26 protein-coding genes are annotated in these 26,368 nt (G+C 71.0%); 14 read left to right on the forward strand and 12 right to left on the reverse strand.

All coding sequences use genetic code 11. The features are described 5' to 3' along the window. Positions 1–52: 52 nt before the first annotated feature. The gene (locus ACFW2Y_RS21910; RefSeq protein ID WP_384881689.1) at positions 53–1,105 is read right to left on the reverse strand and encodes an NAD(P)-dependent alcohol dehydrogenase; all 1,053 of its coding nucleotides are present in this window, start codon (positions 1,103–1,105) and stop codon (positions 53–55) included. 129 nt (positions 1,106–1,234) lie between these two features. Between ACFW2Y_RS21910 and ACFW2Y_RS21915 the strand changes: the two genes are divergently transcribed. Continuing rightward, a complete protein-coding gene (locus tag ACFW2Y_RS21915) occupies positions 1,235–2,101 on the forward strand; it encodes a helix-turn-helix domain-containing protein (protein WP_384881692.1) in 867 nt (288 codons plus the stop codon). 87 nt (positions 2,102–2,188) lie between these two features. On the opposite strand, the gene ACFW2Y_RS21920 is transcribed toward ACFW2Y_RS21915, so the two are convergent. Together ACFW2Y_RS21920 and ACFW2Y_RS21925 are read right to left on the reverse strand one after the other, a co-directional pair. After that, the gene (locus ACFW2Y_RS21920; protein ID WP_384881695.1) at positions 2,189–3,457 is read right to left on the reverse strand and encodes an Ig-like domain-containing protein; all 1,269 of its coding nucleotides are present in this window, start codon (positions 3,455–3,457) and stop codon (positions 2,189–2,191) included. A gap of 211 nt (positions 3,458–3,668) precedes the next feature. Then, the gene (locus ACFW2Y_RS21925; RefSeq protein WP_384881696.1) at positions 3,669–4,007 is read right to left on the reverse strand and encodes a hypothetical protein; all 339 of its coding nucleotides are present in this window, start codon (positions 4,005–4,007) and stop codon (positions 3,669–3,671) included. A gap of 110 nt (positions 4,008–4,117) precedes the next feature. On the opposite strand from ACFW2Y_RS21925, the gene ACFW2Y_RS21930 reads away from it, so the two are divergent. Further along, positions 4,118–4,387: a hypothetical protein gene (locus ACFW2Y_RS21930; protein WP_384881698.1), complete on the forward strand. Its 270-nt coding sequence runs from the start codon at positions 4,118–4,120 to the stop codon at positions 4,385–4,387. 96 nt (positions 4,388–4,483) lie between these two features. Here ACFW2Y_RS21930 and hutH read toward each other — a convergent pair whose 3' ends face one another. After that, positions 4,484–6,025: a histidine ammonia-lyase gene (gene hutH / locus ACFW2Y_RS21935; RefSeq protein WP_384881755.1), complete on the reverse strand. Its 1,542-nt coding sequence runs from the start codon at positions 6,023–6,025 to the stop codon at positions 4,484–4,486. 222 nt (positions 6,026–6,247) lie between these two features. Continuing rightward, the gene (locus ACFW2Y_RS21940) at positions 6,248–6,835 is read right to left on the reverse strand and encodes a hypothetical protein (RefSeq protein ID WP_384881701.1); all 588 of its coding nucleotides are present in this window, start codon (positions 6,833–6,835) and stop codon (positions 6,248–6,250) included. A gap of 1,500 nt (positions 6,836–8,335) precedes the next feature. On the opposite strand from ACFW2Y_RS21940, the gene ACFW2Y_RS21945 reads away from it, so the two are divergent. The 4 genes from ACFW2Y_RS21945 to ACFW2Y_RS21960 all read left to right on the forward strand — a co-directional run bounded on the left by ACFW2Y_RS21945 (position 8,336) and on the right by ACFW2Y_RS21960 (position 11,011). After that, the gene (locus tag ACFW2Y_RS21945; protein ID WP_384881704.1) at positions 8,336–8,788 is read left to right on the forward strand and encodes a hypothetical protein; all 453 of its coding nucleotides are present in this window, start codon (positions 8,336–8,338) and stop codon (positions 8,786–8,788) included. A 125-nt stretch (positions 8,789–8,913) separates the two neighbouring features. Further along, positions 8,914–9,186 (forward strand): hypothetical protein, encoded by a 273-nt coding sequence (locus tag ACFW2Y_RS21950; RefSeq protein ID WP_384881707.1) that lies wholly within the window; start codon positions 8,914–8,916, stop codon positions 9,184–9,186. A 32-nt stretch (positions 9,187–9,218) separates the two neighbouring features. Beyond that, positions 9,219–10,133, forward strand: coding sequence for an ABC transporter ATP-binding protein (locus ACFW2Y_RS21955; protein ID WP_384881710.1), 915 nt, complete (start codon positions 9,219–9,221; stop codon positions 10,131–10,133). Further along, entirely contained in the window at positions 10,130–11,011 is an 882-nt protein-coding gene (locus tag ACFW2Y_RS21960; protein WP_384881713.1) for a hypothetical protein, read from the forward strand. The genes ACFW2Y_RS21955 and ACFW2Y_RS21960 overlap by 4 nt, the downstream gene beginning before the upstream one ends. 472 nt (positions 11,012–11,483) lie before the next feature. Here the strand turns inward: ACFW2Y_RS21960 and ACFW2Y_RS21965 are convergent, their stop codons facing one another. From ACFW2Y_RS21965 to ACFW2Y_RS21980, 4 genes are all read right to left on the reverse strand, one after another. Continuing rightward, entirely contained in the window at positions 11,484–12,599 is a 1,116-nt protein-coding gene (locus ACFW2Y_RS21965; RefSeq protein ID WP_384881716.1) for a diguanylate cyclase domain-containing protein, read from the reverse strand. A 112-nt stretch (positions 12,600–12,711) separates the two neighbouring features. After that, positions 12,712–13,500: an enoyl-CoA hydratase/isomerase family protein gene (locus tag ACFW2Y_RS21970; RefSeq protein ID WP_384881719.1), complete on the reverse strand. Its 789-nt coding sequence runs from the start codon at positions 13,498–13,500 to the stop codon at positions 12,712–12,714. A gap of 62 nt (positions 13,501–13,562) precedes the next feature. Continuing rightward, positions 13,563–14,702, reverse strand: a complete 1,140-nt coding sequence (locus ACFW2Y_RS21975) for an adenylate/guanylate cyclase domain-containing protein (RefSeq protein WP_384881722.1) — start codon at positions 14,700–14,702, stop codon at positions 13,563–13,565. A gap of 198 nt (positions 14,703–14,900) precedes the next feature. After that, positions 14,901–15,752: a biotin--[acetyl-CoA-carboxylase] ligase gene (locus ACFW2Y_RS21980; protein WP_384881725.1), complete on the reverse strand. Its 852-nt coding sequence runs from the start codon at positions 15,750–15,752 to the stop codon at positions 14,901–14,903. A 134-nt stretch (positions 15,753–15,886) separates the two neighbouring features. Here ACFW2Y_RS21980 and ACFW2Y_RS21985 point away from each other — a divergent pair, with 134 nt between their 5' ends. The 4 genes from ACFW2Y_RS21985 (at position 15,887) to ACFW2Y_RS22000 (ending at position 18,716) form a co-directional block, all read left to right on the forward strand. Further along, a complete protein-coding gene (locus ACFW2Y_RS21985; RefSeq protein WP_384881728.1) occupies positions 15,887–17,479 on the forward strand; it encodes an acyl-CoA carboxylase subunit beta in 1,593 nt (530 codons plus the stop codon). A 28-nt stretch (positions 17,480–17,507) separates the two neighbouring features. Further along, the gene (locus ACFW2Y_RS21990) at positions 17,508–17,717 is read left to right on the forward strand and encodes an acyl-CoA carboxylase subunit epsilon (RefSeq protein WP_384881731.1); all 210 of its coding nucleotides are present in this window, start codon (positions 17,508–17,510) and stop codon (positions 17,715–17,717) included. 156 nt (positions 17,718–17,873) lie between these two features. Continuing rightward, positions 17,874–18,002: a morphogenic membrane protein MmpB gene (gene mmpB, locus ACFW2Y_RS21995; protein WP_384881758.1), complete on the forward strand. Its 129-nt coding sequence runs from the start codon at positions 17,874–17,876 to the stop codon at positions 18,000–18,002. A gap of 108 nt (positions 18,003–18,110) precedes the next feature. After that, positions 18,111–18,716 (forward strand): nucleoside triphosphate pyrophosphatase, encoded by a 606-nt coding sequence (locus ACFW2Y_RS22000; protein WP_384881734.1) that lies wholly within the window; start codon positions 18,111–18,113, stop codon positions 18,714–18,716. An 11-nt stretch (positions 18,717–18,727) separates the two neighbouring features. On the opposite strand, the gene ACFW2Y_RS22005 is transcribed toward ACFW2Y_RS22000, so the two are convergent. Beyond that, the gene (locus ACFW2Y_RS22005; RefSeq protein ID WP_384881737.1) at positions 18,728–19,153 is read right to left on the reverse strand and encodes a hypothetical protein; all 426 of its coding nucleotides are present in this window, start codon (positions 19,151–19,153) and stop codon (positions 18,728–18,730) included. Between the two features lie 373 nt (positions 19,154–19,526). Between ACFW2Y_RS22005 and ACFW2Y_RS22010 the strand changes: the two genes are divergently transcribed. Both ACFW2Y_RS22010 and ACFW2Y_RS22015 read left to right on the forward strand, forming a co-directional pair. Then, complete coding sequence (locus ACFW2Y_RS22010) at positions 19,527–21,281, forward strand: acetyl/propionyl/methylcrotonyl-CoA carboxylase subunit alpha (RefSeq protein WP_384881740.1); 1,755 nt, start codon at positions 19,527–19,529, stop codon at positions 21,279–21,281. 85 nt (positions 21,282–21,366) lie between these two features. Next, entirely contained in the window at positions 21,367–21,912 is a 546-nt protein-coding gene (locus tag ACFW2Y_RS22015; protein WP_384881743.1) for a TetR/AcrR family transcriptional regulator, read from the forward strand. A gap of 65 nt (positions 21,913–21,977) precedes the next feature. Here ACFW2Y_RS22015 and ACFW2Y_RS22020 read toward each other — a convergent pair whose 3' ends face one another. Together ACFW2Y_RS22020 and ACFW2Y_RS22025 are read right to left on the reverse strand one after the other, a co-directional pair. After that, positions 21,978–22,904, reverse strand: a complete 927-nt coding sequence (locus ACFW2Y_RS22020; RefSeq protein ID WP_384881761.1) for a DeoR/GlpR family DNA-binding transcription regulator — start codon at positions 22,902–22,904, stop codon at positions 21,978–21,980. Positions 22,905–23,129: 225 nt separating this feature from the next. Beyond that, on the reverse strand, positions 23,130–24,569 hold the full coding sequence (locus ACFW2Y_RS22025; protein WP_384881746.1) for an NAD(P)H-quinone dehydrogenase: 1,440 nt from the start codon (positions 24,567–24,569) through the stop codon (positions 23,130–23,132). Positions 24,570–24,839: 270 nt separating this feature from the next. Between ACFW2Y_RS22025 and ACFW2Y_RS22030 the strand changes: the two genes are divergently transcribed. Together ACFW2Y_RS22030 and ACFW2Y_RS22035 are read left to right on the forward strand one after the other, a co-directional pair. Continuing rightward, positions 24,840–25,277 carry a gamma-glutamylcyclotransferase gene (locus ACFW2Y_RS22030; protein ID WP_384881749.1) on the forward strand — a complete coding sequence of 146 codons (438 nt, stop codon included), beginning with the start codon at positions 24,840–24,842 and terminating at the stop codon, positions 25,275–25,277. Positions 25,278–25,445: 168 nt separating this feature from the next. Continuing rightward, positions 25,446–26,249 (forward strand): purine-nucleoside phosphorylase, encoded by an 804-nt coding sequence (locus ACFW2Y_RS22035; RefSeq protein ID WP_384881752.1) that lies wholly within the window; start codon positions 25,446–25,448, stop codon positions 26,247–26,249. The last annotated feature ends 119 nt before the right edge of the window (positions 26,250–26,368 follow it).

Below are 26,368 nucleotides of genomic sequence, written 5' to 3' on the forward strand. Positions count from 1 at the left end.
CCTTCGCATCCGCGTGCCCCGTGCACCGGTGCGGGTGGTGCGGGTGGTGCGGTCAGATGGTGGCCGTGTCGATCACGAAGCGGTAGCGGACGTCGCTGTGGACGATCCGCTCGTAGGCCTCGTTGATCTGGTCGGCGCGGATCAGCTCGATCTCGGCGCCCAGGCCGTGCTCGGCGCAGAAGTCGAGCATCTCCTGGGTCTCGGCGATGCCCCCGATCATCGAGCCGGCGAGGGTCTTGCGACCGCCGATGAGCGAGAAGAGGCCGATCTTGACGGGCTCCTCGGGGGCGCCGACGTTCACCAGGGCGCCGTCCGTCTTGACCAGGCTCAGGTAGGCGTTGAAGTCGAGCGGTGCCGAGACCGTGGAGATCACCAGGTCGAAGGTGCCGGCGAGCCGGGTGAAGGTCTCCGGGTCGGAGGTCGCGTGGAAGTGGTCGGCGCCCAGCTTGAGGCCGTCCTCCTGCTTCTTCAGCGACTGGCTGAGGACGGTGACCTCGGCACCGAGCGCATGGGCGATCTTGACGCCCATGTGGCCGAGGCCGCCGAGGCCGACGATCGCGACCTTCTTGCCGGGGCCCGCCTGCCAGTGGACGAGCGGCGAGTAGAGGGTGATCCCGGCGCAGAGCAGCGGGGCGGCCTCGTCGAGGCCGATGCCCTCCGGGATGTGCAGGGTGTAGTTCTCGTCGACGACGATGTGGGTGGAGTAGCCGCCGTAGGTCGGCTCGCCGTTCTTGTCGATCGTGTTGTACGTGCCGGTGCCTCCGGTGACGCAGTACTGCTCCAGGCCGCGCTGGCAGTAGGTGCACTCACGGCAGGAGTCCACGAAGCAGCCGACGCCGACGCGGTCGCCGACCTGGAACTTCGTCACGCCGGGGCCGACCTCGGCGACGATTCCGGCGATCTCGTGGCCGGGGACCATCGGGAAGATGCCCTCGCCCCAGCCGTTGGTGGCCTGGTGGATGTCGGAGTGGCAGATGCCGGCGTACTTGATCTCGATCAGGACGTCGTGCTCGCCGACGGGCCGGCGCGGCACGGTGGTGCGCTCCAGCGGGGCGTTGGCGGCGGGTGCCGCGTAGGCGGGGACGGTGGTCACGTTCGTGGTCATGTCGGCAAGCCTGCCGGAGGGCGGTGGATCCACCCAGCCACCTGCTCTGCCTATGTCCGGCGTGCCTACCACCGACAGGGTCAGGATCACGCGTCCGTCCACGGTACCGGGCGGCGATAATGGGGCGGTATGGACCTCAGTGCCGAACTCAGTGAATTCCTGCGCTCGCGCCGGGCCCGGCTGAAGCCGCGGGACGTGGGCCTGCCCGAGTTCGGGCGGCACCGGCGGGTACCGGGCCTGCGTCGGGAGGAGCTGGCGCAGCTGGCCGGGGTTTCGGTGGCGTACTACACCCGGCTCGAACAGGGCCACGGGCAGAACGTGTCGCTGGAGGTCCTCGATGCGATCGCGCGGGCCCTGCGGCTGAGTGACACCGAGCGGGCGCATCTGACGCATCTGGCGAAGCCGACGGTGAAGAAGCGGCAGCGGGCCGCGATCGGGCGTCCGCAGCAGGTGCGGCCGGGGCTCGTGCACCTGATCGACTCGATGGACGCCGTGCCGGCGGTGGTCATGGGCCGTCGTCTCGACGTGCTGGCCTGGAACCGGATGGCCCGGGCGCTGCTCGGTGACTTCTCCGCCTGGGAGCCGCACGAGCGGAACATGGCCCGGGTGGTCTTCCTCGATCCGAACGCACGCGACCTCTACGTGGACTGGGAGTGCAAGGCGACGGAGGTCGTGAGCGTGCTGCGGTTGTACGCGGGGTGCTATCCGGACGATCAGCGGTTGCTCGCACTGGTGGGCGAGTTGTCGGTGAAGAGCGAGGAGTTCCGCTCCTTGTGGGCGGCCCACACGGTCACGGACAAGGGCCACGGGACGAAGCGGTTGCGGCATCCGCTGGTGGGCGAGATGACGCTGGCGTACGAGACGCTGAAGGTGTCCGGTTCCGATCCGGACCTGGCGCTGGTGACCTACCACGCGGAGCCGGGGACGCCGTCGGCGGATTCCTTGCGGCTGCTCGCGCAGTGGGGGGTGGACGAGCCCGTGGAGGTCCGGGAGTAGGCGGGAGGGGGCGGCGGGGCTCCTTTCCGCGGAAGACGGCGAAGGCCCCCTCCGGTGGGAGGGGGCCTTCGGTGCGTGGCTGCGGGGTCAGAGGGCCGAGCCGGCCTTCCAGTCCGACCAGTTCAGGTTCCAGCCGTTGAGGCCGTTGTCGGGCTTGATCGTCTTGTCGTTGGAGTTCTTGACGATCACGACGTCACCGATGATCGAGTTGTCGAAGAACCAGGCCGCCGTCTGGTTCGGGTCGCCGGCGCCCTTGACGTCGGCGAGGCCGACGCAGCCGTGGCTGGTGTTCACGCTGCCGAAGATCGACCGCGCACCCCAGTAGTTGCCGTGGATGAAGGTGCCGGAGGTGGACAGCCGCATGGCGTGCGGCACGTCCTTGATGTCGTACTCGCCCTTGCCGTCGTCGTCGGTGAAGCCGACGGTGGCGCCGTTCATCCGGGTCTCCTTGAACTTCTCGGAGATCACCATCTGCCCGTTGTAGGTGGTGTTCTCCGGGGAGCCGGCGGAGATCGGGATGGTCTTGATCGTCTGGCCGTTCCGCTTGACCGTCATGGTCTTGGCGGCGACGTCGACGGTGGAGACCTGGCTGCGGCCGATCGTGAAGGTGACGGTCTTCTGCTGGACGCCGTAGACGCCGTCCGCGCCCTCGACCCCGTCGAGGTCGAGCTTCAGCGTGACGGTCGAGCCGGCGGTCCAGTAGGCGTCGGGACGGAAGTCGAGGCGGGTCGAGTTGAACCAGTGCCCGACGACCTCCTGACCCGAGCTGGAGCTGACCGTGATGCCGCCCTGGACGGCCTTCTTGTCGGTGATCGCCTTGTTGAAGTTGATCGAGACCGGCATGCCGACGCCGACGGTGGAGCCGTCCTCGGGGGTGAAGTTGCCGATGAAGCTGTTCGCCTGGGAGACGGTGGTGAACGAGGAGTTCTCGTGGGCCTCCAGGCCCTCCGCGTCCGTGGCCGCAGCGGCGATCTTGTAGACCGTGGCCCGCTTGAGCGACTGGGACGGCTTCCAGCTGAGGCCGTCGGCCGCTATCTCGCCCTTGACCTCATCGCCCTCGGCGGAGGTCATGGTGACCTCGGTGAGCTTGCCCTCGGTCACGGTGACCTTGGCGTCGTTGTTGATGGAGGCGTTCTGGGCGCCGTTCTCCGGGGAGATGGTGATCTGCGCCTTGGAGGTCTTCTGGGCGGCCGCCTCGTCGACCTGGGCCTGTGACTGCGGCGTCGGGGATCCGGAGGAGCCGGTGTCCTTGTCCCCGTCGTTGCACGCCGAGAGCACGAGTACGCCGCTGAGCACCGCGGCTGCGGCCGCCAGGCTCCTGCGGCGCTTGCCGACCGTCATCACACGCTTCTCCATCGTCGCCGGTTCCCTGCCAACTTCTTCTAAGAACGCCCATGACACCCCGTCCGGTTCCGTGACCGAAGGGTTTGTGGGGAACGCCACTGCTCTTCGGGGAACACCACGCGCATCCGGGCCCGCGGGCCCGACAACCGCTTCCCGCGGCTGCCCGGTGCGGGCGGGCCCCGGGACGCCGTCCCGGGGCCCGCGCACGGGTCGGATGCCGGCCCTACGGCCGTTCGTCGTCTTCCTCGGCCCCATCTTCCTCGCCGAGGTCCCACTCCAGTGCATCGGGGTCGTATTCGATCTCTTCGCTGCTCCAGGAGGCCTGGACCATCTCGATCCCGGGGACGTCACGGATCAGGTCGAAGGGTTCGACGAGGTAGGCGAGGGCCTCGGCGCTGTCCTCGCGCGCGGCTTCCCGGGCGTGCACCCGCTCTTCCTCGGGCATGAACTCGTCGGCGTCGATCCGGGCCTCGGCGGCCTCGGCCAGCGCGGTCGGTCCGTCGATCTCCAGGACGACATCGACGCGAAGGCGAACATAGCGTGTGGTTTCCGGTGTGCTCATGGGTCGGAGCGTAGGGTCCGGGGGCCCTCGACTTTCCCGCGACCCGCTGTGTTCCGTAGCATCAGCCCACCTGCCAATTCGCGGTTTCCGCAAGGGGGATCGATATTTCCGTGTCCGCCACCCGACGCCCACTGCTGACCGCCGTCGCCGCGGGGACGCTGCTGTGCGCCCTGTGGTTCGTACCGTCCGCGAACGCCATCGACCAGCAGGGCGGGGCGGGGGTCGGAGTGACCCGGAACGCTCCCGCCGGAGACGGTGGCGGCCTCGCCGAAACCGGAGGCCTGGGCACCACGCCGTACCTGCTCGGCGGGACGGGATTCCTGGGGGTCGGGGCCGGTTTCGTGGCACTGGCGATGCGGCGCCGGGGCCGCGCCTTCTGACGGACCTCCCGTACGCGGGAGCCTTCTGACGGGCCTCTCCGCGTACGCGGGAAGGGGCCGGTTCGGGACCGGCCCCTCCGCGCGTGCGTACCGCCGTTACGCCAGCGGTCCGGTGACCGGCTCGACGGCGGCGACCAGCCGGCCCTCGCGCACGAAGGCGTCGGCGGCGGCCAGGTCGGGGGCGAGGAAGCGGTCCGGGCCCGGGCCCTCGACGCCGGCCGCGCGCAGGGCCGCGATGGCGGCCTGCGAGGCGGGCGCCGGGGTGAGGCCCGCGCGGAGTTCGATGCCGCGGGTGGCGGCGTACATCTCGACCGCGATGATCCGGTTGAGGTTGCCGATCGCGGTGCGCAGCTTGCGGGCGGCGGACCAGCCCATGGAGACGTGGTCCTCCTGCATCGCGGAGGAGGGGATGGAGTCGGCGGAGGCCGGGACGGCGAGCCGCTTCATCTCGCTGACCAGGGCGGCCTGCGTGTACTGGGCGATCATCAGGCCGGAGTCGACGCCGGCGTCGTCGGCGAGGAACGGCGGGAGGCCGTGCGAGCGGTTCTTGTCGAGGAGCCGGTCGGTGCGGCGCTCGGCGATGGAGCCGAGGTCGGCGGCGGCGATCGCGAGGAAGTCGAGGACGTAGGCGACGGGGGCGCCGTGGAAGTTGCCGTTGGAGCGGACCTGGCCGTCGGGGAGCACCACCGGGTTGTCGACGGCGGCGGCCAGCTCGCGTTCGGCGACGAGCCGGGCGTGGGCCATGGTGTCGCGGCCGGCGCCGGCGACCTGCGGGGCGCAGCGCACCGAGTAGGCGTCCTGGACGCGGGGGGCTTCGCCGGCCTGGAAGTGGCCGGTGAGGCCGGACCCCTTGAGCACGGCGAGCATGTTGGCGGCGGAGGCGGCCTGGCCGGGGTGGGGGCGGATGGCGTGCAGCTCGGGTTCGAGGACCTTCTCGGTGCCGAGGAGGGCTTCCAGGGAGAGCGCGGCGGTGACGTCGGCCGACTTGTAGAGGGTGTCGAGGTCGGCGAGGGCCATGATCAGCATGCCGAGCATGCCGTCGGTGCCGTTGAGGAGGGCGAGGCCCTCCTTCTCCTTGAGCTCGACGGGCTGGATGCCGGCGGCGGCGAGGAGCTCGCCGGCGGGCTTCACCGTGCCGTCGGGGCCTTCGGCGTCGCCTTCGCCCATCAGCGCGAGGGCGCAGTGGGAGAGCGGGGCGAGGTCGCCGGAGCAGCCGAGGGAGCCGTACTCGTGCACGACGGGGGTGATGCCGGCGTTGAGGACGTCGGCCATGGTCTGCGCGACCTCGGGGCGGACGCCGGTGTGGCCGGAGGCGACGGTCTTGAGCCGGAGGAACATCAGGGCACGCACGACCTCGCGCTCGACGCGGGGCCCCATGCCGGCGGCGTGCGAGCGAACGATGTTGCGCTGCAGCTGGGCGCGCAGCTCGTGGCCGATGTGCCGGGTGGCGAGCGCGCCGAAGCCGGTGGAGACCCCGTAGACGGGCTCGGGCTTGGCGGCGAGGGCGTCGACGATCTCCCGGGAGTCCGCCAGGGCCTGCACGGCTTCGGCCGACAGCTCGATGCGGGCCCCGTGACGGGCGACGGCGATGACGTCCTGCGCGGTGGTGCCGGACGTGCCGAGGACGACGGTGTGCATATCCATATTCAGCACCCTACGGACTGAAGAGCAACCTGTCACTAGTCGCCCGCCGGACGACCCCTTACACCACCGCTTGCCGCTTGCCGCCTTCCTCCGCCCGCCGCCCCGCTCTCTCCACGAGCCTCCCGGAACACCTGGGCGATCGGGCCCGGTGGGCATCCGGACCGTACGCCGCGAGCGTCACGGTCGAGGCTGTCCGAGACACGTCGCCGACGGACGTCAGGCCTCCTCGAAACAGCCATACGCCTCCAGGCGGGTGCCGCCGCCACCACGCCATGAACCATCATTTGAACGGAAGGCCAACGGCGGCTCGTGACCGTACTCCGGGATGGCCTCAAGCTCGATGGTGTCCCAAATGGCCTGCCGGAGGAAATCGGAGAAGCCGCCGTCGAAAAACTGCGGACGCCACATCCTGTTCCGGCTGCCGATCGTCCAGCGGTCCGGGTCGTCGCCTTCCGTGACCCAGAAGACCGCACACCCCTCGACGGTGACAAGGAATGGCAACCACCCTCCCGGCTGGGGAAAGAATTGGAAGGGCACGGGAGGCAGGTCGTCAACACCGTTCCGCACATTGTAGGCGTTCCACTCGGCACGCACGTTTGACATGAAGTCGACATTAGAGTTCTCCACACCGGGAACACTGACCGTGAAGTAGTCAGAGAAATTACCGGGGCCGAACCAGTAGACGAAGTCCTTATAGTCCGACGGAAGGCCCGTTCCAAGCTCTGACTCCACCCGCGCCCAATCGACAACGTAGCGACGCGGCTCGATCAATCCCGCGTCACGCGCCAGCTCGGAAACTCTCATGGGAAACAAAGATCCAATCCGCCCCACCACACGGGAGCCCGTCCGGATTATTGCGTACGGCGCAACGCCAAAAATGCGCCTGAGCGCCGAATGCCACCGACTCTACAGCGTCGGGCCTTACAGGCCCGGGTCGTGAACAGGCGGACGCCGAGAGGTAGGAGACAGTCCCCCCCCGGTTCGATCCCGGTTCCCGATTCACCTCAAGAATCTACATGACAGGACTATTGATCTGCTCGTAGAGCTTGACCAGATTTTGAGATCTCGCCCGCTCCCGCCCAACATGCGAGCGAGGAGGTGTCCTCGCCGAAAATCTAGATGGCCATCACTTTCTCTCCAATCTGCAGGATCCGGCGGGAGCACCTTTCTGTCGCACTGGGCACCACTCCCTACGGTCTCCATATCCCGTTCGGATCCCGTTTTCCCTCCCTAGATAATCGATGCCTTCCTCACGCAGGCACGCCATCGCACCCATGGAGAGATTTCCACTCGCAATGTCAAGTGACATGCGGCACATCCAGGAAGTTCCGTCGGCAGGGGCGTGGGGCTCTCCACCGACCACAAGGGGCTGCCCGAGCACCACCCCTCCTTGCCGCTCGACCACGGGCGTCTTGAGGCAGGGACTTTGAGAAGTTCCGAGGCGGATGGTTCGCCTGCCGAGTGCGGGATGTGACGACTTGCCGCCTTGTGGCGATGTCAGGTCCTGGAAGCAGCGCAGGCATGGCCACTCGTGATCACTCGGGTGTCGAATCCGTGCGAGTACCGAGCAAGTCCATGCCTGCCCACCCGTCTTCCCGCATGCCGTCCTCCCCGGAACGACTGGGGGACGCCCCTGGCCCCGTCGCGCTGGGAACTGTCGCTGACCTGCGGACACACTTGAACGACGCGCCCGACCCGCGAGGACATCGCGGGATCCGCCGCCCGAAGACCGCCGCGTTCGCGCACCTCGCCCCCCGCATGCCGGCCAAACCCTTCACGTGGTCCGCTACAGGCGGGACCTGAGCTCCGACGAGCCGACGGTCGAGGGATCCACCTGGTCACCAGCCTGCCGCCCGGCGCCGCCACCGGCAAGGAACTCGCCGTCCGGATCCCCGGCCACCGGAAGGTCGAGAACCGGCTCCACCACGTCCGCGACCGCGCCTTCCGTGAGGACGCCTCGAAGATCCGCACCCCGCACCTGCAGGTGCAAAGTAGAAATTGGCCAAACCTTTAACGGCGTGTTAGCTTCTCGGCGCACCAAGTTCCGGCCTGACCAGCCGGATTGAGGTGGGCGACCGGAATGCCGTCCCTGGGGCCACTCGTGCATTCACAGATGGGCGAAGTGGCCTGCGGCGCGACCAGCCGCGGGGCGGCCGGATCCGGCTGTCCGGAAAAGATAATCGGGGGAAGAAGTCCACAGGGGGACCATTCGGTTTCCACGCCAGTTCAGGTCGCCCTCATGGGCTTCCTCCCCTTGCGATTGAACGCAAGGAAGATTCTACAGTGAACCGCAATACGATGCGTATGGCTGCCGTTTCGGCGGTCGCAGCCATGTCCCTGGGCACCGGCGCGAGCCTGGCCCAGGCGGCGGAAGCCGCCAACACCGCCCGTCCGGCCGCCGCTTCGCAGCCGACCCTGTCGGCCTCCGACGCCCGCGCCCTGCTGGCCAACCCCGCCCTCAAGGCCGAACTGAAGGCGGAGGACGCCCGAGCGCTCCAGGCCGTCGCAAACGGCACGGCGTCGGGGGTCGAGGCCCGGGGGATCGTCGGGGGCGCCGCCAAGGGGCTGTACAACCTGCTGAAGAAGCACGGCGGCAAGATCTACAGCGGCGCCGTGAACGCCGCCAAGTCCGGCTGGGGCAAGTTCCGCGGCTACATGAACGGCCTCCCCTGGTACCACCCGGTCCGCATCGCCTGGGTCGCGGCCGGCGGCGAGGTCCAGTACCAGCTGTACACGTACATCCGCAGCCTGTTCTGACAGCGCGAGCGGTGCCCCGGTGACCGGCCTCGCCGGCGCCGGGGCACCGCCTCCGCCGCCCGGTCGTATCCACGCTCCACGGACGGCGCGCCGTACCGCCGGTCCGCTAGCAAGGGAACACAGCCATGGCTCCCACTGAAGCACCCCAGACGATCAAGCATCTGTGGGCCTCGCCCGCCCTGTTCGTCCTGGCCGCGTTCATCGCGTTCAACCTCGTCGGGAGCACAGGAGCGGGCTGGGCCCTGATGGCCGCCGGCCTGACGGGACCGCTCGTCGCTCTCGTCTGGCAGACCGCCCGGCGCGAGCGCCCCGAGCTCGCGTTCGCCCTGATCCCGCTCGGGCTGCTCGCCCTGTTCACGGTGTTGTTCGGGATCAACGAGGGCTTTCCCTGGTCCTGAGCTCTCCGAACCGACCACGAGAGGAACAGACGGTGCCAACAGGTGACGTGCTGGCCGAAGCCCGGGACCTTCGGCACGCCTTCGGCGGCAGGACCGTCCTCGACGGGGTGTCGCTGACGCTCCGCGCGGGCGAGGTGACCGGTTTCGTCGGCGCGAACGGTGCCGGGAAGACGACCACGATCCGGCTGATGCTGGGCCTCGCTCGGGGAGAGGGCGAGAGCCTTTTCCTGGGCCGTCCGCTGAACGCCTGGGGCGCGCCGGGCCGGATCGTCGGGGCCGTGCTCGGCGGAATCGCCGGGCACCCGAAACACCGCGTCCGGGCGCACCTGCGGATGGTGGCCGCCGGGTGCGGTGCGCCGGACGCCCGCGTGGACGAACTGCTGGAAACGGTCGGCCTCGCAGGGGCAGCCGGGCTGCGGCTCTCCCAGCTTTCCCTGGGAATGGCACAGCGCGTCGGAATCGCGCAGGCGCTGCTCGGAAATCCGCCGGTGCTCGTTCTCGACGAACCGGCCAACGGCCTCGATCCGCACGCCATCCGCTGGCTGCGGGACTTCCTGCGCGCGCAGGCGGCCGAGGGCCGGGCAGTGATGGTGTCCAGCCACCTGCTGGGCGAGATGGAGCAGTTGGCGGACCGCGTGGTGGTGCTGTCGCGAGGCCGGGTTGCGGCGGCGTCACCGGTGGCGGACCTGCTGTCCCGGGTGAGCACCCGCAGCGTGGTCACCGTGCAGACCCCGGACCTGCCGCGTCTGGAGCGTCTCGTACGCGAGCGCGGCGGGCGCCTCCAGCCGGTGGGCGGGCCGAGCGCGCACATCACAGGCCTGGACCGGGTGCGGGTCAGCGCTCTGGCGGCCGAGGGCGGCGTCCCGCTGCACTGGCTCTCGGAGGAGTCTCCTTCACTGGAGGACTTCTACCTGTCCATCGCGGAAGAGGAGTTCAGCATCTCGTGACGACACTCACGACGACGCCCGTCACCACGGCAGCCCCACGGATGGTGCCTCCCCGGGAGGCGTTCCGCAACGCGTGCCGGTACGAGTGGCGACACCTCGCCGGACTGCGCTCCACCTGGGTGCTGCTGGGTGTGGTGGCCGCCTTGAGCCTGCTGACCGGGCCCGGCCTGCTGTTCGATCTGGACCGCGAGCGCCCGTTGAGCGGGGCGTCGATGGGCGATGTGTTGGCATGGGCCCCGTTGACGACGCAGATCCCGACGCTGTGCTTCTTCGTACTGGTCCTCGGTACGGGCCCGGTCTCGACGGACCTGGTGCGTGGTGCGGCCCGCACCACGTGGCTGGCCGCCAACGGCCGCCGCATGGCGTACGCGGCAAAGTCCGCCGTCGGCTTCCTGGTGGGGGCCGCCGTGGCCGCGACGAGCGCGCTGGTCGGCGGCGTGTCGGCGGCGGTCACGCTGGCTGTCTCAGGTGCGCCGCAGCCCACGTGGGGCGCGGTCGTGTGGCCGGTGCTGCGGTTCGTCCTGTGGATGGGATGCTGGGCGCTGCTGTGCATGTCGTTGGTGGCACTGATGCGGAACCGCATCGTGCCGGTGGTGGTGCTGTGCCTGTGGCCGGTGCTGGCGGAGCGCCTGGCAGGGCTGCTGCTGGGGTACGTGCCGGGCCTCGGCGGTGCGGCCGACTGGCTGCCCTTCTCGGCGGGCCGGGCCATGCTGACGGACGTGTCGGCGTTCGCGGGCGACGACCGGGCGTTCGCGAGGGCGATGGTGGGTTCGGATCTGCCGAATCTGGTCGCCTTGGTTGTCTTCTGCGGCTACACGGCCGTGCTGACGGCCGCGGGCTACTGGGCGTACACCCGTCGCGAGGCGCCGACCGGCTGATTCCGGCCGTCGCTCGCGTGCTCGTCGCGGACGGTCCGGGCCGGTCCAAGGGCGCGCGCAGAACTCTCCGCACCCGAAGACCTCGCAGAACCGCTGGTAGTCGGCGGGCAGCGCGATCCCGATGCGGGACCCGACCGCCGCCCACTCGACATCGGGGCCGGAGCCGAGCGGGCGTCCGCCCACTGCTTCCGCGAGGCGGTCGACCCGGGCCATGAGCGGTCTCCTCCGTGCGACGGAACGCCGATCGCCCCCGACGACGCGCCGTTGAAGCGCACTCCGTCGCCGTACCGGCGCGGTGCTCGTCCCGCTGCTGCCGCGCGCCCGAGTGGAGCGTGCGTCCTTCTCCGGCGACCTCCCACTGCCCCCGCACCGACCGTCTGCCGCGGTTGCAAGCCATGTCCGCCGGCCGTGGACCGACCGCACGCCCAACCCCGGCCCGGCCCCGGACCCTCCCGCATCGGCCGTGCACCGGCTACACCGGCGGTGCGTCCCGGAAGCGGCGGCGGTCCCGGCTGCCCGGGGGCGCGTCGGCGAGGCGGATGACCGTTCCGTCGCGGCCGGCGACGACGGGCTTCGTCGAGCGGTCGGCCTTGGCCTGGTACTGGGCGGCGTCGGCGAGCCGGAAGAGGCGGCGGGCCGACCTGAGGGGGCCGATGGGGTCGCCGGTGGACGCCACCCCGCAGGCCACGCCCTCGCCGAGCTCCAGTTCCGCCGCGCGGACGCACAGTTCCTCGGCGACCGCGACCACCTCGTCCGCCGTCGGGCCGACGGCGAGGAGGCAGAACTCGTCGCCGCCCAACCGGGCCGCGAGGGCGCCGGGGAGCCTGGCGCCACAGCGGGAGAGGACCGAACCGAAGCGTTCGAGGAGGCGGTCGCCGACGGCGTGGCCATGGGTGTCGTTGACGTGCTTGAGGCCGTTCAGGTCGCAGACCACGAGGCTCACGACGGAACCGTCGGCCCGGTAGCTCTCGATGGCCTCGTCCAGCCGGGTGTCGACGGCCCGGCGGTTGGCCAGCCCCGTCAGCGGATCGGTGAAGGCCAGCTTGCGGACCTCCTCCAGCCGCTCGGCCTGGGCGATGCCGGCCGCGACGACCGCCGCCAGCACGGTCGCGAAGTCCGCGTCCGCCCGAGTGAAAGGTTTCTCCCCCGGCGGCCTGGCGACGTACAGCTCACCCCAGGCACGCCCGTGCAACACGATCGGGGCCACCACGCAACAACCGCGTCCCCGTCGCCGCAGACCCACCACCCGGCCGGTCGGCAGCGGGTCGGCGGCGGTCTCCACCCAGGCGTCCGGTTCGCCGCCGCCCGCCCACTGCTCGTGCAGGAACTCGGTGATCTCGGGGAACTGGTGCACCGGATACGCCTCCGCGTCCGGGAACTCCTCCTCGCCCGCGGCCCGCTCACCGGCATTGACCAGGACCTTGAGCCGACCGTGGTCCCGCTCCCAGACGGACAGCGCGGCGAAGCTCCCGTCGAGCCCCTCGCGGGCCCCGAGCGCAGCAGCCCGCCAGAACTCGCGCGGAGTGTGCGCCGCCGCCATCCCCTGCGCCAGCGCCACTACGGCCCGAAGCCGCACGTCCTCACCCATTCCTCCAGCTTAGGGAGGTTTGATCCTTTTTCCCCTCCGAGACGTCACCGTACGTGACAGATAACGCAAACCGGTGAACGGCGTCCGGGGGACGGAGGAGGTCCCGCAGGGGTCACTCGCCGGGCCAGTTCGGCTTCCGCTTCTCGTTGAAGGCCGCCACGCCCTCCGCCCGGTCGCCCGAGAAGGCCACCGAGCGCCAGGCCGCGTCCTCGACCTCCAGGCCGGCCCGCAGGTCGAGGCCCTGCCCGAGCCGCATCGCCTTCTTCGCGGCGCGCAGGCCGACCGGCGAGTTGGCCGCGATCCGCCCGGCGAGCTCCAGGGCGGCCGTGCGGGCGTCCTCCTCCAGGAGGTCCACCAGACCGAGCTCGCGCGCCTCGGCTGCCTCCACCCGGCGGGCCGTGAAGACCAGCTCGGCGGCGCGCGCCGCCCCCACCCGGCGCGGCAGCAGCTGTGTGCCGCCGCCACCGGGGATCACCCCCACGGAGACCTCGGGCAGGCCGACGACGGCGGTCGCGTCGGCCACGATGACGTCGCAGGCGAGGGCCAGCTCGAAGCCGCCGCCGAGGGCGAAGCCGTGCACGGCCGCGACGGTCGGCATCGGCAGCTCCAGGACGCCGGTGTAGGCGGCGCGGGCGGTCGGGCGCTGACGGACGAGCTCGGCGTCGGTGAAGGAGTTGCGCTCCTTCAGGTCGGCGCCCACACAGAAGGCGCGGTCGTTCGACGAGCTCAGGACGGTGACGCGGACGTCCCGGTCGACGGCGAGCGCGTCACAGGCGGCGGCGAGGGAGCGGGCCATCTCGGAGGAGACCGCGTTCATGGCCTTGGGCCGGTCGAGGACCAGTTCTGCGACGTGGCCGTCCTTCCGGACCACCACGAACTCGCCAAAGCGCTGCTCGGACATGACCGCACACCCTCCCGATCGGGGTCCGCCAACGACTGTTAACGGACGTTCACCGGGGGATCTTAAGACGGCCTGCGGCCCAGGAGCCAGGGTTCGACGACCCCGAGGCCCCTGACCGGCCGCTGCCACATGGGCTGGAGCGCGAAGCGGTAGGTGGCCGTCTGACGGCCCTCCTTCTCGGCCCGCACCGCCTCCTCGGCGGCCTCCGTCTCCGAGGCGGGCGCCTCACCGGTCCTGGTCAGCTCCTCCGCGAGCGCACCGTCGACGAGGACCGCGTCCTTGGGGGCTATCGAGGTGAGCCGGCTGGCCAGGTTCACGGTGGTGCCGAAGACGTCGCCCATCCGGGTCGTCACGGTGCCGAAGGCGATGCCGACCCGCAGCGCGGGCATCGTCTCGTCCTGGCCGAGGGTCTCGATGAGCCGGAGCGCGATCTCGGCGGCCGTGCCCGGGTCGTCGGCGCAGTAGAGCACCTCGTCGCCGAGGGTCTTGATGAGCCGGCCGCCGTGCGCGGCGACCAGGTCGGCGCAGGTGGTCTCGAAGGCCTCGACGAGTTCGCCGAGCTCCTCCTCCTCCAGGCGGCGGGTGAGCCGGGTGAAGCCGACGAGGTCGGCGAAGCCGACAGCGAGCCGACGGTCGACCATCTCCTCGTCGTCCGCGGCCTGCACGACCCGACCGGTGGCGGCGGCGAGCTGCCGGCGCCACACGTAGATGAGGAACTCCTCCAGCTCGGGCAGGAGCAGCTCGACCAGCGGGTACGTGACCTCGGTGCGGGTCATGCCGGGCTCGGGCGGCTCGGTGAGGCCCTCCAGGAAGGAGTCGATCTGCCACTCGGCCAGTCGGGCGGTGGTCTGCCCGGTGGAACGGGCGACCTGCACGGCCATCGGCTCGCTGAGCAGCCCGGCCTCGACGAGGCCGGCGAGTCGCCGCAGGGCGAGGACGTCGGCTTCGGTGAGCGCCTTGGCCTGGCCGATGTCGGCGAAGCCCATGGCGCGCCAGAAGCGGGAGGCGAGCTCCATGGAGACGCCCGCGGTGCGGGCGGCCTGGAAGGGGGTGTAGCGGCGGTCGGCGCCGAGGATGAGCTGTTCGAGGCGGATCGCGAGGGGATCGTCGGTCGGCTCGGCCGTGTGGTCGACCTCGTGGTGGGGGGTCGGGTACGTGGCCGGCTCGGACCGGCCGCCCGTGTTCGCGTCGTCGACGGTCACCGGCCGCCTCCTGCCCGTTCCCTGCCCACTTGCCCTGCCGATCTGTCGCCTGGATCGCGGTCCACGATACGGCAGGTGTGGAATGGCTCACGCCTGAACGACCAGCCGTTCCGCCCCGTGTCCGGGGCCCGACGGTGCGTCGCCGCCCCGGGTCGTGCACGGGCTGCTCCGGGGCGGCGTCCCGCATCGCGGAGGGCGTCAGGCGGGGGCACGCAGGTGGACGATGTCGCCCGCGCCGACCGCTTCGGTGCCGCCGCCCTCGGTGGCGACCACGAGCCGGCCGTCGCCGTCCAGGGCGACGGCTTCGCCCTCCAGCATGCGCTCGCCGGGCAGCTCGGCGCGGACGCGACGGCCCAGGGTGGCGCAGCCGGCCGCGTAGGCGGCCTGGAGGCCCGAGTCGGCGGGGTCGCCGTCGGCCCGCACCCAGTCGCCGTACCACTGCTCCAGGGAGCGTAGGACGGCCCGCAGGAGGGTGTCGCGGTCGGTGGAGGCCGCGCCGGCGAGGAGGAGGGAGCCGGCCGTGGGGACGGGCAGCTCGTCCTCGCGGAGGGTGACGTTGATGCCGAGTCCGACGACGATGGCGTCCGCGCCGGCCCGCTCGGCGAGGATGCCGCCGGCCTTGCGTTCCTCGCCCGCGACGGAAACCAGGAGGTCGTTGGGCCACTTGAGGGACGTGTCGACGCCGGCGGCCCTGGCGAGGCCGGTGGCGGCGGCCACTCCGGTGAGCAGCGGGAGCCAACCCCAGCGGTGGACCGGCACCTGTGGCTTGAGGAGGACCGAGAGGAAGAGCCCGGAGCGGGCGGGGGCGGTCCAGGTGCGGTCGAGGCGGCCCCGGCCGGAGCTCTGCTCCTCCGCGACCAGCACCGCCCCTTCGGGTAGTTCATCGGCCCGGGCGGCGAGGTCGCTGTTGGTGGAGCCGGTGGTGGGGACCACGTCGAGGGAGGTCCAGAGGCCGTCGGGGAGGACGAGGGCGCGGCGCAGTGCGGTGGCGTTGAGCGGGGGCCGGTCGAGGTCGGACCACGGCCCGCCGGAGCCTTGGGAGGACGTCATGCAAGCCAGACTAGGTGTGGCAAAGACCGCAGTGCCGAACCGTATCGGCGTCGATACGCTACGGGTCAGTAGGCCAGCAGTAGCCCATTCGTAGTCAACGAACCCCCCGTGACCAGGCAGGGAGCCGCATCCCGATGTCCGAGCCGGCAGAGCAGTACGAGATCGACATTCACACGACCGCGGGCAAGATCGCGGACCTCAGGCGCCGTATCGACGAGGCCACGCACGCCGGCTCTGAGCGCGCGGTGGAGAAGCAGCACGCGAAGGGGAAGCTGACCGCGCGCGAGCGGATCGCCCTCCTCCTCGACGAGGGCTCCTTCGTGGAGCTCGACGAGCTGGCACGGCACCGCTCGACGAACTTCGGCCTGGAGAAGAACCGGCCGTACGGAGACGGCGTCGTCACCGGCTACGGCACGGTGGACGGGCGTCCGGTCGCCGTGTTCTCGCAGGACTTCACGGTCTTCGGCGGTGCGCTCGGCGAGACCTACGGCCAGAAGATCATCAAGGTGATGGACTTCGCGCTGAAGACGGGCTGCCCGGTCATCGGGATCAACGACTCCGGTGGCGCCCGCATCCAGGAGGGCGTGAGCGCGCTCGGCATGTACGGCGAGATCTTCCGCCGCAACACCCACGCCTCCGGGGTGATCCCGCAGATCTCCCTGATCGTCGGTCCGTGCGCGGGCGGTGCGGTGTACTCCCCCGCGATCACCGACTTCACCGTGATGGTGGACCAGACCTCGCACATGTTCATCACGGGTCCGGACGTCATCAAGACGGTGACCGGCGAGGACGTGGGCTTCGAGGAGCTGGGCGGCGCCCGGACGCACAACTCGACCTCGGGCGTGGCGCACCACATGTCGGGGGACGAGAAGGACGCGATCGAGTACGTCAAGTCCCTTCTGTCGTACCTCCCGTCGAACAACCTTTCCGAGCCCCCGGCCTTCCCGGAGGTCGCGGAGACCGAGGCGACCGACGAGGACCGCGAGCTCGACTCGCTGATCCCGGACTCGGCGAACCAGCCGTACGACATGCACCGGGTCATCGAGCACGTCCTCGACGACGGCGAGTTCCTGGAGACCCAGGCGCTGTTCGCACCGAACATCGTGACCGGCTTCGGCCGGGTCGAGGGCTTCCCGGTCGGGATCGTCGCCAACCAGCCGATGCAGTTCGCGGGTTGTCTGGACATCAACGCCTCGGAGAAGGCCGCGCGGTTCGTCCGCACCTGCGACGCCTTCAACGTCCCGGTGCTCACCTTCGTGGACGTGCCGGGCTTCCTGCCGGGCGTGGACCAGGAGTACGGCGGCATCATCCGGCGCGGCGCGAAGCTGATCTACGCCTACGCGGAGGCGACGGTCCCGCTGATCACGGTCATCACCCGGAAGGCCTTCGGCGGCGCGTACGACGTCATGGGCTCCAAGCACCTGGGCGCCGACCTGAACCTGGCGTGGCCGACGGCGCAGATCGCCGTGATGGGCGCGCAGGGCGCGGTGAACATCCTGCACCGGCGCACCATCGCCGAGGCGGAGGACCAGGAGGCGGAGCGCGCCCGGCTGATCCGGGAGTACGAGGACACCCTGCTGAACCCGTACACGGCGGCCGAGCGCGGCTACATCGACGGCGTGATCCTGCCGTCGGACACCCGCCCGCAGATCGTGAAGGGGCTGCGTCAACTCCGCACGAAGCGGGAGTCGCTGCCCCCGAAGAAGCACGGCAACATCCCGCTGTGACCCTCCGGACCCTCAAGGAGCAGTCGACATGATCAAGGTCGTACGAGGAAATCCGACCCCGGAGGAGCTGGCCGCCGCACTGGCGGTCGTCCAGGCCCGGGCCGCGGCCACGGCGGCGCCCGCCGGGGGCGACGGTCCGGCGGTACCGGAGGGATGGTCGGACCCCTCCCGCATCGCACGGGCGGTGCGACACCGGCCGGGCCCGCGGGCCTGGGCGCGGTCGTACTGGCCCGTGTAGTCCTCGCGGGACGGGGGCCGGACTCCCTGTGCGGGGTCCGGCCCCCGTCGTCGTGGCGGGGGCGGGGGCCGGTGCCCCGTGAATGGTCCCCCGGCGGCGGTGGAGTTGAGTATCCGTACTCAGGCGCTCCGCCGCTTCCGGTCGCAGGATCAGGGCATGCTGTGGTCGGATCCAGAGAATCAGCCGCCGAAGTTCATGCGCGAGATGCAGGCGATGCTCCGTCGCGCGGGTGTGCTGCTGGCCGTGGCGATGGTGGTGGGGATGTTCGTGGCCAGCGTGCGCTGAGGCCCCTTCGCGTGCGGAGGCGGGCCCGGACCCGGCCGCGGCCGAGCGGGGACGCCCGTGCGCCGGGGATTCGACGGGAACGGCCCCCGCACTGGCTACGCTTCCCCCATGACTGCTGATCCGCGCCGTGTCGTGCTCGCCTCCGCCTCTCCCGCCCGACTCGGTCTGCTCCGGCAGGCCGGACTCTCTCCCGAGGTGATCGTGAGCGGCGTCGACGAGGACAAGGTCCACGCCCCGACCCCGGCGGAGCTCGCACTCGCCCTCGCGGAGGCGAAGGCCGCCCATGTCGCCGCCCGGCCCGAGGTGTTCGGCGCCCTGGTCATCGGCTGTGACTCGGTCCTGGAGCTGGACAAGCAAGCCCTCGGCAAGCCGGCCGACGCCGAGGAGGCCATCGCCCGCTGGAAGGCGATGCGCGGCCGGGTCGGCATCCTCCAGACCGGTCACTGCGTCTACGACACGACCGCCAAGCGCTTCGAGTCGGCGACCGCCTCCACCGTCGTCCGCTTCGGCCGGCCGACGGACGAGGAGATCGCGGCGTACGTGGCGAGCGGCGAACCGCTGCACGTGGCGGGTGCGTTCACGCTGGACGGTCGGTCGGCCCCGTTCATCGACGGCATCGACGGTGACCCGGGCAATGTGATCGGCCTGTCCCTGCCGCTGCTCCGCGGGCTGCTGCGCAAGCTGAACGTGGAGATCACGGACCTCTGGGTCTGACCCCGCGGTCGCTACGCGGGCGTCGGCGCCTCCCCGGGGGCGTCGGCGTCCTCGGCGTACGCCACCAGGGTGAGGATCAGCAGCCCGAGCACGGTCACCAGGAAGGCGAAGGCGGCCCAGCCGAGGAGGCCGACGGCGACCGCGCCGAGGAGGCCGTGGACGACCGCGCAGCCGATGAGGAGCGCACGGCCGAAGCGGCCGGGGCGGCGGTCGCGGACGCCGGCGAGGAGGGCCACCAGGGAGCAGAGGAGGAGGGCGAGGCCGGAGCCGATGCCGAGCCCCCAGGTGCCGGCGACCATCGCCTCGGGGTCCATGCCGTCCAGGGACATCGACTGGGCCTCCACGAAGCCGGCCATCACCGCGTTGACGGCGACGATGCCGGGCGCTTCGAGGAAGAGCACCGCGGCCGTGACGAGGGCTATCGGTCTGCGGGCCACTTCGGCCACCCCCTGTATTCCCCTGTTACCGACAGTACGATCGATTGCGCGAAGGCTACTGGTCGGTAAACCGTCGGACAAGGGTTCGCACACGCCGGACAACGGGGGACGGCCCGGCAAAGAATCATTGGGCCATTCGTAGGGACTCCACAAAGAAACCCGAACAGCCCCTGGCTGCACGAACAGAGACCTGCGCCACACCTCGGAGCTACTGTGCCGTAAAGGAACCCTGCGTACCGTGGTGCGACAAGGGAATTCACGACCCGAGCAGGCCCGGGGTCACGCTCCGTGTGGGCAAGCTCACCATTGGGGACGGGTCGAAGGGCCGTGTCGGCAGTCCCTAAACTCAGCTTGTTTCAAGGAGGGAGCCATCGTGCGCAAGGTGCTCATCGCCAACCGTGGCGAAATCGCTGTCCGTGTGGCCCGGGCGTGCCGGGACGCGGGCATCGGCAGCGTTGCCGTGTACGCCGATCCGGACCGGGACGCCCTGCACGTCCGGGCGGCCGATGAGGCGTTCGCGCTGGGCGGTGACACCCCGGCCACCAGCTATCTGGACATGGCCAAGGTGCTGCAGGCTGCGAAGGACTCCGGCGCGGACGCGGTGCACCCGGGTTACGGGTTCCTGTCGGAGAACGCGGAGTTCGCGCAGGCGGTGCTGGACGCGGGCCTGACCTGGATCGGTCCGCCGCCGCAGGCGATCCGGGACCTGGGCGACAAGGTCGCCGCCCGGCACATCGCCCAGCGTGCCGGTGCCCCGCTGGTGGCGGGCACCCCGGACCCGGTGTCGGGTGCGGACGAGGTCGTGGCGTTCGCGAAGGAGAACGGGCTGCCGATCGCCATCAAGGCGGCGTTCGGCGGCGGCGGGCGCGGCCTGAAGGTCGCGCGGACGCTGGAAGAGGTCCCGGAGCTGTACGACTCCGCCGTCCGCGAGGCCGTGGCCGCCTTCGGCCGCGGCGAGTGCTTCGTCGAGCGCTACCTGGACAAGCCGCGGCACGTGGAGACGCAGTGCCTGGCCGACCAGCACGGCAACGTGGTCGTGGTCTCGACGCGTGACTGCTCGCTGCAGCGCCGGCACCAGAAGCTGGTCGAGGAGGCTCCGGCGCCGTTCCTGACGGAGGCGCAGAACGCGGAGCTGTACGCGGCGTCGAAGGCGATCCTCAAGGAGGCCGGGTACGTCGGCGCCGGCACCGTCGAGTTCCTGGTCGGCCTGGACGGCACGATCTCCTTCCTGGAGGTCAACACCCGTCTGCAGGTCGAGCACCCGGTCACCGAAGAGGTCACCGGCATCGACCTGGTCCGCGAGATGTTCCGCATCGCCGACGGCGAGGAGCTCGGTTACGGGGACCCGGAGATCCGGGGTCACTCCTTCGAGTTCCGCATCAACGGCGAGGACCCGGGCCGCAACTTCCTGCCGGCGCCCGGCACGGTCACCCAGTTCACCCCGCCGACCGGCCCCGGCGTCCGTCTGGACGCGGGCGTCGAGTCCGGCAGCGTGATCGGCCCGGCCTGGGACTCCCTCCTGGCCAAGCTGGTCATCACCGGCGCGACCCGCGAGCAGGCGCTGCAGCGCGCGGCACGCGCCCTGGCCGAGTTCAAGGTCGAGGGCATGGCCACCGCCATCCCGTTCCACCGGGCCGTCGTCGTCGACCCCGCGTTCACCGCCGACCCGTTCCGGGTCCACACCCGGTGGATCGAGACGGAGTTCGTCAACGAGATCAAGCCGTTCGCCCCGGCCGGTGGCGAGGCCGAGGAGGACGAGGCGGGTCGCGAGACCATCGTCGTCGAGGTCGGCGGCAAGCGCCTCGAGGTCTCCCTGCCGTCGTCGCTCGGCATGTCCCTGGCCCGCACCGGTCTGGCGGCCGGCGCCAAGCCGAAGCGTCGCGCGGCGAAGAAGTCGGGCCCGACCGCGTCGGGCGACACCCTCGCCTCGCCGATGCAGGGCACGATCGTGAAGGTCGCGGTCGAGGAGGGCCAGGAGGTCAAGGAGGGCGACCTGATCGTCGTCCTGGAGGCCATGAAGATGGAGCAGCCCCTCAACGCCCACCGCTCGGGCACCGTCAAGGGCCTGACCGCCGAGATCGGCGCCTCCGTCACCTCCGGCGCCACCATCTGCGACATCAAGGACTGACGCTCGACCGAGTTCCACCCAGTACGGTACGGAGGGCCCGCAGGCAACAGCCTGCGGGCCCTCCGTCGAGGGGAGGCCCCGCACCATGCGCGCCGATGCACGCCGCAACCACGAACGACTGCTCGCCGCGGCCCGCGCCGCCTTCGCGGAACAGGGTGCGGACGCCCCCCTGGAGGAGGTCGCGCGCCGCGCGGGCGTCGGGATCGGCACCCTCTACCGCCACTTCCCCACCCGGGCCGAGCTGCTGAACGCGGTCTTCCAGGAGGCGCTGGCGGAACTGCTCGACCGTTCTCGGGAACTGGCCGGGGCGGACGCGCCCTGCCGGGCGCTGGTGGAATGGCTGCGGGCGCTGATCGCCCATGCCGGCGAGTACCGGGGGCTCGCGCACGCGCTGATGTCCGCCTCGCACGACCGGAGTTCGGCGCTGGCGCGGTGCAGCGAGCCGCTGCACTCGGCGGGCCGGCGTCTGCTCGAACGGGCCCAGGAGGCGGGGCAGGTGCGGACCGACGTGTCGATCGGCGACCTGATGCAGCTGACCAATGCGATCGCACTGGCAGCGGAAGGCTGTCCGGAGGACCCGGAGTTGGCGGACCGCCTGCTCGCGCTGACGCTACGGGGGCTCAAGGGCTGAGCCACGGGCGCACGAACACCGCCGGATCGGCGTGGGACCCCTGGGGGAGGGTCCCTCGGGTGACGTCAGCGGCGGCGCATGTCCGCGACCCGGGCCGTGCGCTCCATCGTCTCCGCGGCCATTCCACCACCCGGTCCACGGAACTGACCGGCCGCCATCCTCCCCCTCTGGACAGGCAGCGGCACGTCACGGCGGGGCCGGGCACCCGGAGGGACCTGCTCACCACCGATGGGCCCGGCGCCCGTGCCCGTACCCGCGACGGCGATCTGGACCCCCTGGTCGGCGAGGGCCTGAAGCTCGGTGGCGGCCCGCTCGTCATGGGCCGGGGGCTCGTCGGTCACCAGGCGGGTGATGACGTCCGTGGGCACGGTCTGGAACATGGTGTCGGAGCCGAGCTTGGTGTGGTCGGCGAGGACCACGACCTCGGCCGCCGCCTGGACGAGCGCCCGGTCCACGCTCGCGGAGAGCATGTTGGACGTGGAGAGCCCGCGCTCGGCGGTGAGGCCGCTACCGGAGAGGAAGGCCCGGGAGACCCGGAGCCCCTGGAGCGACTGCTCGGCCCCGCTGCCCACCAGGGCGTAGTTGGAACCGCGCAGGGTGCCTCCGGTCATGACGACCTCGACGCGGTTGGCGTGGGCGAGGGCCTGGGCGACGAGCAGGGAGTTGGTGACCACGGTCAGCCCGGGGACCCGGGCGAGCCGACGGGCCAGCTCCTGCGTGGTCGTCCCGGCGCCGACGACGACGGCCTCGCCTTCTTCGACGAGGCTCGCGGCGACGTCGGCGATGGCCGTCTTCTCCGCGGTCGCGAGATGGGATTTCTGCGGGAAGCCGGATTCTCGCGTGAATCCACCCGGCAACACCGCACCGCCGTGACGGCGGTCGAGGAGTCCTTCTGCCTCAAGGGCCCGTACGTCTCTCCGTACGGTCACCTCTGAGGTCTGGACGACGCGGGCGAGCTCGCGGAGCGACACGGCTCCGTTGGCGCGCACCATTTCTAGGATCAACTGACGACGTTCTGCAGCGAACACGAAACTGACAGTAACGTGAACGGCCGATACTTTTCAGCGCTATGGGCCGAATTGCAGAAAAAGCGCATGAACGGGGCCTCCATGTGGTATGGAAGGCCCCGCCGTTGATCGTTCTATGCCCCGGCTTGCCGGGGGTTGTCCTGGTCGGTGAACCGTTCCCGCAGGCGGGGGACGGGAGGCCGCGGGGCCTCAGGCCTCGCCGGTCGCCTTTCGGGTGTGCAACTGCCGTGCCACTTCCGCGATCGAGCCCGACAGGGAGGGGTACACGGTGAAAGCATTTGCGATCTGTTCGACCGTCAGATTGTTGTCAACCGCGATCGAGATCGGATGGATCAGTTCGCTCGCCTTCGGCGCGACGACACAACCGCCGACCACGATGCCGGTGCCCGGGCGGCAGAAGATCTTCACGAAGCCGTCCCGGATGCCCTGCATCTTCGCGCGGGGGTTGCGCAGCAGCGGCAGCTTGACCACCTTGGCGTCGATCTTGCCCGCGTCCACGTCGGCCTGGGTGTAGCCGACGGTGGCGATCTCGGGGTCGGTGAAGACGTTGGAGGAGACCGTCTTCAGGTTGAGCGGGGCCACCGCGTCGCCGAGGAAGTGGTACATCGCGATCCGGCCCTGCATGGCGGCGACCGAGGCGAGCGCGAAGACGCCCGTGACGTCGCCCGCCGCGTAGACGCCGGGGGCGCTCGTGCGGGAGACCTTGTCGGTCCAGATGTGACCGGAGTCCTTCAGTTTGACGCCCGCCTCCTCCAGTCCCATTCCGGCCGAGTTCGGGATCGCACCGACCGCCATCAGGCAGTGGGTGCCGGAGATGACCCGGCCGTCCGAGAGGGTGACCTCGACCCGGTCGCCGACCCGCTTCGCGGACTCGGCTCGGGAGCGGGCCATGACGTTCATGCCGCGGCGCCGGAAGACGTCCTCCAGGACGGCGGCGGCGTCCGGGTCCTCCCCCGGGAGGACCCGGTCGCGGGAGGAGACCAGGGTGACCCGTGAGCCGAGCGCCTGGTAGGCGCCGGCGAACTCGGCGCCGGTGACGCCGGAGCCGACCACGATGAGCTCCTCGGGGAGCTCCTTGAGGTCGTAGACCTGGGTCCAGTTCAGGATGCGCTCGCCGTCCGGCTTGGCGTCCGGCACCTCGCGCGGGTGGGCGCCGGTCGCGATCAGGACCGCGTCGGCGGTGAGCGTCTCCTCGGAGCCGTCGGCGGCGGTGACGACCACCTGGCGGGAGCCGTCCACGGCCTGCCGGCCGGAGAGCCGGCCGCGACCGCGCAGCACCCGGGCGCCGGCCCGGGTCACGGAGGCGGTGATGTCGTGGGACTGGGCGAGCGCCAGGCGCTTCACCCGTCGGTTCACCTTGCCGAGGTCCACGCCGACGACCCGGGCGGCCTGCTCGATGTGCGGCGTGTCGTCCGCGACGATGATGCCCAGCTCCTCGTAGGAGGAGTCGAAGGTGGTCATCACCTCGGCGGTGGCGATCAGGGTCTTCGAGGGAACGCAGTCGGTCAGGACGGACGCGCCGCCGAGGCCGTCGCAGTCGACGACGGTCACCTCCGCGCCGAGTTGGGCGCCCACCAGGGCCGCCTCGTATCCGCCGGGTCCGCCGCCGATGATCACGATCCGGGTCACTGGGATCTACGCCTCGCGCTCTCGTTCTGCCGGGGGGTCCCCCCGCTGGGATGCAGTGCGTACGCCATTGTCCCGCACGCTTCAAGTGCGTACCCCATTCTCCCGCACGTCCGGCGCGGTCTCGCGCCGGGGCCCCTCAAGGGGGTGCAAAAGGGCGTGCACAGGACGTTCGGCGGGTGCGGGAGGGGCGCGGACGGCGCCCCGGATCCCCGTGCGGGTCCCGCCCCGGTGCCCGCCGGACGCTCCGGGCGCTCCCGTACCCTCGGTCCCATGTCGCTCTACGCCGCTTTCGCCGGCAACCTCGACGCACGACTGATGAGCCGCCGCGCACCGCACTCGCCGCTGCGCGGCACCGGCTGGCTGAACGGCTGGCGGCTGACCTTCGGCGGGGAGCAGATGGGCTGGGAGGGGGCGCTGGCCACCATCGTGGAGGCCCCACGCTCCCAGGTCTTCGTGGCGCTGTACGACGTCGCGCCGATGGACGAGGACTCCCTGGACCGCTGGGAGGGCGTGGGCCTCGACGTCTACCGGCGGATGCGGGTGCGGGTGCACACCCTGGACGGCGAGGAACCGGCCTGGGTCTACGTCCTCAACGCCTACGAGGGCGGCCTGCCGTCCGCCCGCTACCTGGGCGAAGTCGCCGATGCGGCCGAGTCGGCGGGCGCCCCGCACGACTACGTGATGGAGCTGCGCAAGCGCCCCTGTTGATCCGTCCCGGGGGCCCGGCGCCCGTGTTCGTCGGAAACGACAAGACAACGATCGCATGTCCGTCAGTATCGTCATCTACGCGCGTAGGAATTCTCCGGCTACGCTGCTTCGCGTACCAAATCAGTCCGGGGTTCCCCTCGGACCCCCCTCCCCGAGGCGAGAGAGTCAGTGAACGCAACTGCCACCCCGTACGAGGCCGCCGAGGCCGCTGCCGCACGTCTTCGCGAGCTGACCGGCGTCGAGAACCACGACGTCGCCCTGGTCATGGGCTCCGGCTGGGCCCCGGCCGTCGACGCCCTGGGCTCCCCGGATGCGGAGTTCCCGGTGACCGAGCTCCCGGGCTTCCCGCCGCCGGCCGTCGAGGGCCACGGCGGAAAGATCCGCTCGTACAAGATCGGTGAGAAGCGCGCTCTGGTCTTCCTCGGCCGCACCCACTTCTACGAGGGGCGGGGCGTCGCCTCCGTCGCCCACGGCGTCCGCACCGCCGTCGCCGCCGGCTGCAAGACCGTCATCCTCACCAACGGCTGCGGCGGCCTCCGCGAGGGCATGCGCCCCGGCCAGCCGGTCCTGATCAGCGACCACATCAACCTGACGGCCGCCTCCCCGATCGTCGGCGCGAACTTCGTCGACCTGACGGACCTGTACTCGCCGCGGCTGCGCGCCCTGTGCAAGCAGGTCGACGAGACGCTGGAGGAAGGCGTCTACGTCCAGTTCCCCGGCCCGCACTACGAGACCCCGGCCGAGATCAACATGGTCCGCGTCCTCGGCGGCGACCTCGTCGGCATGTCCACCGTCCTGGAGGCCGTCGCGGCCCGTGAGGCCGGCGCCGAGGTCCTCGGCATCTCCCTCGTCACCAACCTGGCGGCGGGGCTCTCCGGCGAGCCGCTGAACCACGAGGAAGTGCTCCAGGCGGGGCGCGACTCGGCGGCGCGGATGGGCGAGCTGCTGACGAAGGTGCTGGACCGGATCTGAGCCCCGGGCCCCGGGCCCGCGGAGTCGCCGCACGGGGCCCGTCCTCCCGCCCCGCCCGCTCCCGGTTCCGGGTGCTTCCCCGAGCCCCGCACGGCCCGCCCGCCGCCTCCCGCCCGTCC

Origin of the sequence: Streptomyces sp. NPDC058877 (assembly GCF_042742855.1) — a bacterium.
Lineage (GTDB): Bacteria > Actinomycetota > Actinomycetes > Streptomycetales > Streptomycetaceae > Streptomyces.